Below are 10,251 nucleotides of genomic sequence, written 5' to 3'. Positions count from 1 at the left end.
CAGCACGTTCAGCCCGGCGAGCTCACCGGCGAGCTTCGTCGCCTTGCGTTCCTCGTCCCCGAAGTAGGCCGGGACGGTGATGACCACGTCCGTCACCGCGGTTCCGGTTGCCCGCTCGGCATCAGCGGCGAGCGCCTTGAGGATGAGGCTCGACACGGCTGGCGCGCTGTACTCCTCACCCTGCACGACAAACCGCCAGTCGGCCTCACCCATGTGCCGTTTGACCAGGCTCGCCACATCGTCCGGGCGAATCCGCGACTGCCGCTTCGCCTGTGTACCGACGACAAAAGTGACGCCGCCGTCCGCCGATCCGTCGAACAGCACCACCGATGGCGTCGTCGGCTGCGACTCGATGTTGCGGATCACGTCAGGGCGCCCGTACTCGTCCACCTGGGCGATACACGAGTACGTCGTTCCCAGGTCGATTCCGAACACCTTTGTTCGCGCCATAAGGTCCCTCCAACAAACCGCCGCCGGGTTTCAGTGTGCCCGAAAAACCTCCACCTCGGCTGGTCGCACCACCGTCGACTCACCGCGGACGAATCCGGGCTTGAGCGTGCGGGCGATCGTCCGATCGCGGCCGGGGTCGTCAACGCCGACCCGGCGCATCCCGGTGTGCCGGGCCGGATCGAAGGGCATTCCCACCACGGCGGTATACGGGCGGACATCCGCGGCGAGGTCCATCACCTGCAGCAACTGTTTGCGCAGGATGCCCGCAACGCTTTGGCCGTCATCCGCGCCGAGGCTGGTCATCTGGTCGTGCAGCCGCATCAGCCCGCGCAGCAGGGGCGCCATCGCCTCAGCCAGCTCGCCTGCCCGGAGCCGGGTGTTCTCGGCGTGCAGGCGATCCACCAGATCCGCATCGTGGCGCCGGAGCCTGGCCAGTTCCTCGACCCGCTGGTGGAGCTCGTCCAGCCGCACGGTTGCCGCGGCGCTCACGGCGGTGAGGCCCGCCAGGTCCGCGACTCTTGCCGACAACATTGAAAGATCAATATCGGCGACCGGCTCATCGTGAGCCTCCCCGCTGTCAGGATCAGAACACTCCAACGCAGCTGGCTCCAGCTGCGTTGGTTCCAGCTGTGCCGGCTCCGGTTCTGCCAGCTGTGCCGGCTCCGGTTCTGCCGGCTCCAGCGCAACCGGCACAGCGCCCGCGCCCGACGGTCGCCGGCCGGCCGGATCTCCGGTCGCGTCGGGCTCGTCGGGCCTGTCGGTCCCAGCAGGCGGCCGCGCCTGCGCCGGCCGGGCCAGCCCGGCAGGGCCAGCCCGGCGGGAGACATCCACAGCGGTATCCCCGTCCATGCTCCCCTGGACGCCGTCCGCGGGCGGGCGGGCGGGCGGCGCGTCCTCTTCCGGCACGTCCCCCGCCACGGCCGCGGCGTCCTCAGCAGCCACGCTATCCTCCGGCCCGCTGCCGGCTTCGTCCGTGGACGAATGGCCGCTGCCGGACGGCGGCGGCTCCAACGGGTACCAGGGCGGCGCGTCGGCCACCGGCTCCTGGCGTGGCCGGAACATCGAGTACCTACCGTCATCCCCAGCAGAGGGCGTCACCGAACGGTTCATGATCGCGCGCCGCCGCCTACTTGCGTCCCGGGGCCCAGTTCAGACCCCATCCATACGCTCGATCAAGATCCTGATGACCGCTGACATAACGGACCTCCCGGTTCACCACGAGGTCGTTACCGCTGGAGTTGGTCAGCAGAGCGATCGCGCACATCCTGGCGTTGCCCGCCCGCTCGTCCAGCCGTACCTCGATCGGCGCGCCGTTGGCCGGGGTCAGCGTCACCACGGCGTTCGCCTGGTCGAAGTTGGGGACACCGGAATAGATGAAGGCAAAGACCAGCAAACGGTGGATCTCCCCCACCCGGGCGAGGTTGACGAACAGGTTCTCCCCGCCGCTAGAAGCCCCGGTCCGGTCGTCGGCGTCAAGCTGGATGTACGGCGGCGCCGCAAAGGATCCGAAGCTGTCACCCAACGCCTGCACCACGCCCTTACGGCCGTCGGAGAGCTCATAAAGACAAGCCAGGTCGAGGTCGATGCCACCGGAGACAGCGCCGAGGACGCGCTTGAGGAAGCCGCCCCGGCCCCCGGTGGCCGCGCCTGCCTGGGTTGTCCAGTTGAGGTTGACATGTAGCCGATCACCTCCGCCCTGCTTGCTCAGGGAGACCGAAGGCGTGTTCTTGGTCAACGTCACCTTGCTCAGCGACACCCGCCCTGGGCTGGGTTCCTGGCCGCCAGACCGCTTGCTGTAGTCGATAGGCATAACCCGCTCCCTTGCGGTGGTCGTGACATAAGCTTAGTGGTCGCCGCCGCCCGGACGGCGCCTCGCGTCATCGACCTGGGACGCTATGAGCGGGCCGTCACCACCTTGCCCGGCCGTTCGTCCTGGTCGCTGTCAGGTCCCCCGGCACCGCTGGCCCGCTGCCTGTCACGGTTGCGGTTGCGGTTGCGGACGGACGACGCCAACGCGATGGCGATGAACCCGACGCCGACAAGACCAGTGATGATCTCAGGAACCTCGGTCTCGATGCTGACAGCGAGGATCACCGCCAGCGCGCCGATGGCGTAGTGGGCACCGTGCTCCAGGTACACGTACTCCTGCAGGGTGCCTTTGCGGACCAGATACACGGTGAGCGAACGGATGTACATGGCGCCGATACCAAGCCCGGCCGCGATAATGAAGATCTCCTGGGTGATCGCGAAGGCACCCACCACACCGTCGAAGGAGAAGGAGGCGTCCAGCACCTCCAGATAGAGGAACAGGAAGAAGGCTGCCTTCCCGCCGGCCAGCACCACCCCGTTCGGGGCACCGGCCGACCCGGTACCCGCCTCGTCCTCGTCCTCGTCCTCGTCCTCGTCCGGATCCTCACCCACCCCACGCGCCTCGAAGAACTCACCGAGGCCGCGCACCCCCAGATAGGTCGCAAGCCCCGCGACACCGGCCGTCAGCACCTGCTGGGTCGCATGATCGGCGAACACCTCAGCCACGACGAGCAGCGCGACAAGCGCGACCACGACCGACAGGACGTCGAGACGGCCGGCCTTGCGCAACGGTTCCTCAAGCCAGCGCAGCCACTGGATGTCACGTTCGGGGTCGAACATGAAATCCAGAAAAATCATAAAGAGGAAGATCCCGCCGAAGGCGGCGATCGAGGGATGCGCGTCCCCCAGCCGCGCCGCGTACTCGTCCGGGTTGTTCAGCGCGAGGTCGAAGACCTCGAGCGGGCCCAGATGAGCGGTGACGGCGACGATGACGATCGGGAACAGCAGGCGCATCCCGAAGACCGCGATCAGAACACCGACAGTCAGGAAGATCTTCTGCCAGAAATCGTTCATCCGGCGCAGGATCGTCGCGTTGATCACAGCATTGTCGAAGGACAGGCTTATCTCGAGTACGGCGAGGATCGCGACGAGCGCGGCGGTCTGCGGGCCCCCGATCACTCCCGCCAGAGCGACACCAACTACCGTAACCGTCAGTGACCAACCAAAAATGCGCAAGGTGTGCACGCGGACGGATACCTCCCCCCGGACCGGGTCTGGCGCGGCGCCGGGAGCACCACCGCGCCTCGACCCCGGTCCGGAGCGTCGAGGCATCACGTCAACCGCAGGTTCAGGTGGCAGCTGTCAGGGCCGGCGGGCACGCGAGCACGAAGGCCCCGGCGGACCCGTCGGACCACAGGGCATTCCGACAGGTCCGCCATGACGAGCTCCGGGTGGGACGGCTTCGCCCGCCACCCAGCGTCGTGATCACGTACACGTGGCCTACCCGGCCGATGAACGGCCCGACCCAGGCATCGTAACGGCCCGAACCAGCACCGCGGTAAGATCATCTACAGCAGGGCCAGGACTGGGAACAGGGATGGGGCCGCGCCGGAGGCAGCGGGAAGATCAGACGTTCACGCCGTAGTCCCGAGCGATGCCGGCAAGTCCGGTGGCGTAGCCCTGACCGACCGCCCGGAACTTCCACTCCGAACCGTGCCGGTAAACTTCACCAAAGACCATGGCAGTCTCGGTGGAGGCGTCCTCGGTGAGGTCGTAACGTGCGATCTCGGCGCCCCCCGCACCGTTCACGATCCTGATGAACGCGTTGCGTACCTGGCCGAAGTTCTGCTGACGCGAATCCGCATCGTAGATCGAAACCGGGAACACTACCTTGTCGATCTCTGTTGGCAGGCTGACGAGATTCACGTTAATTGCTTCGTCGTCGCCCTCCCCCTCACCAGTCAGGTTGTCGCCCTGGTGCTCAATGGCGCCGTCCGGGCTCTTGAGGTTGTTGAAGAAGACGAAGTGGCCGTCCGACAGCACCCTGCCATCGGCCCGGCACGCGATCGCGCTCGCGTCAAGATCAAAATCTGCGCCCGTGGTGCTCCGCGCGTCCCAGCCGAGGCCGACGACGATGTTGGCAAGGCCCGGCGCCTCCTTGGTCAGCGAAACGTTCCCGCCCTTGCTGAGGCTGACTCCCACTGCTCCTCCTGCTGTCATTGCGATCGGGGCTGTCCTTGTGCCGCGGGTCTTCCAGCGCCCTGGTCGTCCCCCGCACCGAGCGCGACGCAGCCTACTGGACTCGATCACGCATGCTCACGGCGACATGGGGTCACCGGGGCCCGTCTTCTCCGGGACGAACGGGACCACGCGAGGGTTCCCCACCAGACAGCTGAGCACACCCGGACGCCGTGGCCCCGTCGCGCCGCCCCGCAGCCCGCCCCCGCGTGAGCATGGCCGGCGGGGGTATCTCCGACCGGAAACCGACGGTGAGCCGGTTCACCCATGGCAACAGGCCTACCCGGAACGCTCATCAACATGGAGACTTCGATCCGATGCCGACATCCTCCTCGCCCGGCGGACCGCCTCCGTATCACCAACACAACCCCACCCAGTGGCCCCATGCTGTTCACGTTGGGGTGCCACCAGCCGGTACAAAAGAGGCGGAGTATCTAGAGGTGGTTCCCCTCGATAAGGTCGCGGCGATGATCGGACGCTCAATAGGCCGGGTTGTCATCTCTGACATCAGCCCCGCCGTATCGTGTGGACAGTGGCCGTCGCGGGCGGTAGAGGGTGAGATCCTCACCGTCACCGCGACGGTGTTTCGGGATGGGCACGATCTGATCGGTGCCAACGTGGCGCTGTCAGGTCCGGATGGCCGCGGCACCCCGTTCACGCGGATGCGGCCGGTCGACGCGGGAACCGACCGCTACGAGGCCGAGGTACAGGTTGATTCAGAAGGCCTGTGGGGCTTTCGGATCGAGGCGTGGGCTGACCCCGTGGCGACCTGGCGGCATGCCGTTGAGATCAAAACGGCCGCTGGCCAGAGCCTGGACGAGCTGGCGGTCGACTTCGAAGACGGGGCCCGGCTGTTGCTCCGCGCGCTGCCGGGGGTCCCCGAAGGCCGCCGCGCGGACATCCAGCGAGCTGTCAACGCGTTACGTGATGATGCTCTCACCCACCCACGTGAGCGGATAGCCGCGGCATGCGACCCGGCGCTGGTCGCCCTGCTTGACCGGTGCCCGCTGCGGGAGCTCGTCACCCGTTCACCGTTCTACCGGGTCTGGGTGGACCGTCCCCGAGCGCTGTTCGGAAGCTGGTACGAGTTCTTTCCGCGCTCCGAAGGGGCGAGTCTGGATCCACCACGCTCAGGAACCTTCGCGACCGCGGCGCGGCGGCTGCCCGCCGTCGCCGCGATGGGCTTCGACGTGGTCTACCTGCCGCCGATTCATCCCATCGGGGAGGTCAACCGCAAGGGTCCGGACAACACTCTCGTCGCGGGTCCCGACGATCCCGGTTCACCCTGGGCGATCGGCAGCGAGAGCGGTGGCCACGATGCCGTCCACCCGGCACTGGGCACGATCGAGGACTTCGACGAGTTCGTCGCCCAGACCCGGGCACTGGGTATGGAGATCGCTCTCGACCTCGCCCTGCAGTGCGCACCGGACCACCCGTGGGCGAAGCAGCACCCGGAATGGTTCACCATGAAGAGCGACGGCTCCATCGCCTATGCGGAGAATCCGCCGAAAAAATACCAGGACATCTACCCGCTCAACTTCGACAACGATCCGGTCGGGCTTTACCACGAGGTGCTTCGTGTGGTCAGGTACTGGACCTCGCACGGCGTGCGGATATTCCGGGTCGACAATCCCCACACGAAGCCGGTCCAGTTCTGGGAGTGGCTCATAGCCGAAGTGAAGTCGACCGAACCGGACGTGCTGTTCCTGTCTGAGGCGTTCACCCGGCCGCACATGATGCGGGCGCTTGCCAAGGTGGGCTTCACCCAGTCCTACACCTACTTCACCTGGCGCAACACAAAGGCTGAGCTGGAGGCCTATGGGCGGGAACTGCTGGCGACCGCACACTACATGCGGCCAAATTTCTTCGTCAACACCCCCGACATTCTTCCGGGGTATCTACAGGACGGCGGTGAGGCAGCTTTCAAGATTCGCGCGGTGCTGGCTTCGATGCTTTCCCCGGCGTGGGGGGTCTATGCTGGGTACGAACTCTTCGAGAACATTCCCCTCCGGGCCGGCAGCGAAGACTACCTGCACTCCGAGAAATATCAGTACCGACCTCGGGACTGGGCCGGCGCCGAAGCCGCCCGACGTTCACTGGCACCATATCTGACCATGCTGAACCGGATACGGCAGGAACATCCGGCCATGCACTGGCTGCGCAACCTCCGCTTTCACCACGCGGACGGCGACGAAATCATGGTCTTTTCCAAGCGGACCGGGCAGGCACCGGACGACGATCGCGTCCTGATCGTCGTCAACCTTGACGCCCATAACGCCCGGGAGACGACCGTTCGTCTCGACATGCCCGCCCTCGGCCTCGAGTGGTGGGACACATTCGATATTCACGACGAGATCAGCGGGGCGAACTACAGGTGGGGGCACGAGAACTACGTCCGACTGGATCCGGCGACGGAACCAGCCCATATCTTCATCATCCGGCGCTGAGGATGAATGACAACGGCTCCCGTGCCGGCAGCGCAACCGCTGGCGGCACGGCTTCGAGCAGCCGCGCCGAGGAGCTTTCCCGCGACCCGCTGTGGTTCAAGCGGGCGGTGTTCTACGAGGTCCTCATCCGTGGTTTTGCCGATTCCAACGGCGACGGCACCGGCGACCTTCGCGGGGTCACCGGCAAACTCGACTATCTGAGCTGGCTCGGGGTCGACTGCCTGTGGCTGTTGCCGATCTACGACTCACCGCTGCGGGACGGCGGCTACGACATCGCCGACTATTTCCGCATTCTGCCGGAGTTCGGCGACCTCGGGGACTTCGTCACGCTGGTGGACGAGGCCCACCGGCGCGGCATCAGGATCATCGCGGACCTGGTCATGAACCACACCTCCGATCAGCACCCCTGGTTCCAGTCCTCCCGCGCTGACCCGGACGGTCCCTACGGCAACTTCTACGTATGGTCGGACACGGACGAGAAGTTCCCGGACGCACGGATAATCTTCGTCGACACGGAGAAATCGAACTGGACCTGGGACCCGGTGCGCGGGCAGTACTACTGGCACCGCTTCTTCTCCCACCAACCCGATCTGAACTATGACAACCCGGACGTCCAGGAGGCGATGCTCGAGGTCCTCCGGTTCTGGCTGGATCTCGGGATCGATGGATTCCGCCTGGACGCGGTCCCCTACCTCTACGTGCGAGAGGGGACGAACGGCGAAAACCTCCCCGATACTCATGAGTATCTGCGGCGGATCCGCAAGGAGGTGGACGCGAAATATGCCGACCGGGTCCTGCTGGCCGAGGCGAACCAGTGGCCCTCGGACGTGGTCGAGTACTTCGGCAACGACGACGAGTGCCACATGGCATTCCACTTCCCATTGATGCCGCGTATCTTCATGGCAGTCCGCCGGGAATCCCGCTATCCGATTTCAGAAATCCTCGCGCAGACGCCGGAGATCCCACCGAACTGCCAGTGGGGGATATTCCTGCGCAACCACGACGAGCTGACCCTGGAAATGGTCACCGACGAGGAACGCGACTACATGTACGCCGAGTACGCGAAGGACCCGCGTATGAAGGCGAACATCGGGATACGCCGGCGGCTCGCGCCGCTGCTGGACAACAGCCGTGACCAGATGGAGCTCTTCACCGCGCTGTTGCTGTCGCTGCCGGGCTCGCCTGTCATCTACTACGGCGACGAGATCGGCATGGGCGACAACATCTACCTGGGCGACCGCGATGGTGTCCGGACTCCGATGCAGTGGTCACCGGACCGCAACGCCGGTTTTTCGACCGGCGATCCGGCCCGGCTCTACCTGCCGCCCATCATGGATCCGGTCTACGGCTACCAGGCGCTCAACGTCGAGGCCGAGCAGCGGATGCCGACGTCCTTTCTCTCCTGGACACGGCGCATGATCGAAGTGCGGAAGAGGCATCCCGTCTTCGGCCTCGGCAGCTATGAGGAGCTACCCGCGTCCAATCCGTCCGTCTTTGCCTTTGTGCGGGAGTTCGGCGACGACCGGGTGCTGTGCGTGGCCAACCTCTCTCGTTTCGCGCAGCCAGTCGAACTTGATCTGCGCAGGTTCATCGGGCTGGTTCCCGTCGAGTTGCTGGGCGGCGTGCGCTTCCCGCCGATCGGCGAGCTGCCGTATCTGCTGACCTTGCCCGGACACGGGCATTACTGGTTCGCGCTCACCCAGCCGGGGGCATTCACCCCCTGACGGACCAGCACGTAAGGTCGACAAAATGGATGTCCGCCGGAGCTCCGGGCGCGCGATCTGTTCCTTGTGCGCGGCCGGTGGCTCCGCGGGCTCTGGCCGCTCCGCGGGGGCCGGCGATGACGCACGGGAGAGCGATGATGGCGGGCGACGATTCTGACCTGGTCGACCTGCTGACCTCCTGGCTGCCACGGCAGCGCTGGTTCGCCGGCAAGGGGCGGGCCTGGGGCGGTCTGCGCATCATCCAGGATGTGCGGCTGTCCGCGCTGCTCCGGCATCTTGTCATCGAAGTCCGCTATGCCGATCACGGCCTGCTCGATCGCTACCAGGTACCGCTGGTGACGAGACCGGACGCGCCCTACGGGCATGAGACCTTCCTGCTCGGGAAGTCCGCGGACGGGCTGGTGTACGACGGCCTGCACGACCCGGACGGCAGCGCCACCCTGCTGGCGTTCATCCAGGGCCGCGAGCCACACGGCGATCTCGTGCCGTACACGCTGGAGGAGCTGGCTACCTTGCCCGCCCACTCGGTGGGGGCCGAGCAGTCCAACACCTCGATCGTCTACGGTGATGCCTACATCCTGAAGGTCTTCCGACGCCTGTGGGCCGGGAGCAACCCGGATCTGGAGATCACCCGCATGCTCGCCGGCGCCGGCAGCCCGCACGTGGCCCGTCCGGTCTCCTGGCTGGACGGCAGCCTCGACGGTGTCACCACCACGTTCGCGTTCATGCAGGAATTTCTGCGTAGCGGCACCGAGGGCTGGCGGCTCGCCCTCGCCAGCGTCCGTGACCTCTACGCCGAAGCGGACCTGCACGCCGACGAGGTCGGCGGTGACTTCGCGGCCGAGTCCGAACGGCTCGGCGCCGCGACCGCGCAGGTACACAGCCTGCTCGCGGAAACGCTGCCCAGCGCGGTCAGCGACGCCGGGAGCGTCCGGGCGGAAGCGGCACGCATGCACAGCCGGCTGGACAACGCGATCGACGCCGTGGCGGAACTACGATCTTTCGAAGCCGGGCTGCGCAGGTCGTTCGACGAACTCGCCCATCGCGGGCGCTCGGTCAACCTGCAACGCATTCACGGGGACTACCATCTGGGCCAGGTTCTGCGGGTTGACTCGGGGTGGGTGCTGTTCGACTTCGAGGGAGAACCAGCACGTCCGGTTGCCGACCGCACGGCGCTGCAGCCCGTTCATCGTGATATAGCCGGTATGCTCCGGTCGTTCGACTATGCGGCCCAGTCGATGCTGCTGGAACGGGAGGGCGAGTCCGCGCTGAGCTACCGCGCGCAGGAATGGGCAACGCGTAACCGTGACGCCTTCTGCGCCGGGTACGCCGGCAGCGGCGGGTACGACCCGCGTGAGGATGCCGTTCTGCTGCGGGCTTTCGAGCTCGACAAGGCCGTGTACGAAGTCGTCTACGAGGCACGGCACCGGCCGTCGTGGCTGCCGATTCCGCTCAGCTCGGTCGAGCGGCTGACGAGCACGAGCGGATGACTGTCGTTGACCAGGTGGCCGCCGCCGGACGTCGGGGTTCCTGCCGGATTGGCGGAACCGATCCGGCAGGTCCGTCGGGGCATGCCGGCCGCC

General features: G+C 66.3%; 8 protein-coding genes. 3 read left to right on the top strand and 5 right to left on the bottom strand.

Annotated elements, in window-relative coordinates:
* The 5 genes from MJ783_RS17900 to MJ783_RS17880 form a co-directional block, all read right to left on the bottom strand.
* Positions 1-450, bottom strand: a 450-nt coding sequence (locus MJ783_RS17900) for an Hsp70 family protein (RefSeq protein ID WP_239311766.1), incomplete at its 3' end; no start/stop codon positions are given.
* 30 nt (positions 451-480) lie between these two features.
* Positions 481-1,392 carry a nucleotide exchange factor GrpE gene (locus MJ783_RS17895; RefSeq protein WP_239311764.1) on the bottom strand — a complete coding sequence of 304 codons (912 nt, stop codon included), beginning with the start codon at positions 1,390-1,392 and terminating at the stop codon, positions 481-483.
* 184 nt (positions 1,393-1,576) lie between these two features.
* Positions 1,577-2,260, bottom strand: a complete 684-nt coding sequence (locus tag MJ783_RS17890) for a Tellurium resistance (RefSeq protein WP_239311762.1) — start codon at positions 2,258-2,260, stop codon at positions 1,577-1,579.
* 83 nt (positions 2,261-2,343) lie between these two features.
* Entirely contained in the window at positions 2,344-3,504 is a 1,161-nt protein-coding gene (locus MJ783_RS17885; RefSeq protein ID WP_239311760.1) for a DUF475 domain-containing protein, read from the bottom strand.
* A gap of 381 nt (positions 3,505-3,885) precedes the next feature.
* A complete protein-coding gene (locus MJ783_RS17880; protein ID WP_239311758.1) occupies positions 3,886-4,461 on the bottom strand; it encodes a TerD family protein in 576 nt (191 codons plus the stop codon).
* Positions 4,462-4,964: 503 nt separating this feature from the next.
* On the opposite strand from MJ783_RS17880, the gene MJ783_RS17875 reads away from it, so the two are divergent.
* The 3 genes from MJ783_RS17875 to MJ783_RS17865 all read left to right on the top strand — a co-directional run bounded on the left by MJ783_RS17875 (position 4,965) and on the right by MJ783_RS17865 (position 10,158).
* The gene (locus MJ783_RS17875; protein WP_239311771.1) at positions 4,965-6,944 is read left to right on the top strand and encodes an alpha-1,4-glucan--maltose-1-phosphate maltosyltransferase; all 1,980 of its coding nucleotides are present in this window, start codon (positions 4,965-4,967) and stop codon (positions 6,942-6,944) included.
* Between the two features lie 2 nt (positions 6,945-6,946).
* Positions 6,947-8,668 carry a maltose alpha-D-glucosyltransferase gene (gene treS, locus MJ783_RS17870; protein WP_239311756.1) on the top strand — a complete coding sequence of 574 codons (1,722 nt, stop codon included), beginning with the start codon at positions 6,947-6,949 and terminating at the stop codon, positions 8,666-8,668.
* A 137-nt stretch (positions 8,669-8,805) separates the two neighbouring features.
* Positions 8,806-10,158: a phosphotransferase gene (locus MJ783_RS17865; protein WP_239311768.1), complete on the top strand. Its 1,353-nt coding sequence runs from the start codon at positions 8,806-8,808 to the stop codon at positions 10,156-10,158.
* Positions 10,159-10,251 lie beyond the last annotated feature (93 nt).

This window comes from Protofrankia sp. Cj3 (genome assembly GCF_917627355.1).
Lineage (GTDB): Bacteria > Actinomycetota > Actinomycetes > Frankiales > Frankiaceae > Protofrankia.
Note: the sequence above shows the minus strand (reverse complement) of the source record. Positions and strands in the feature narration are given on the sequence as shown.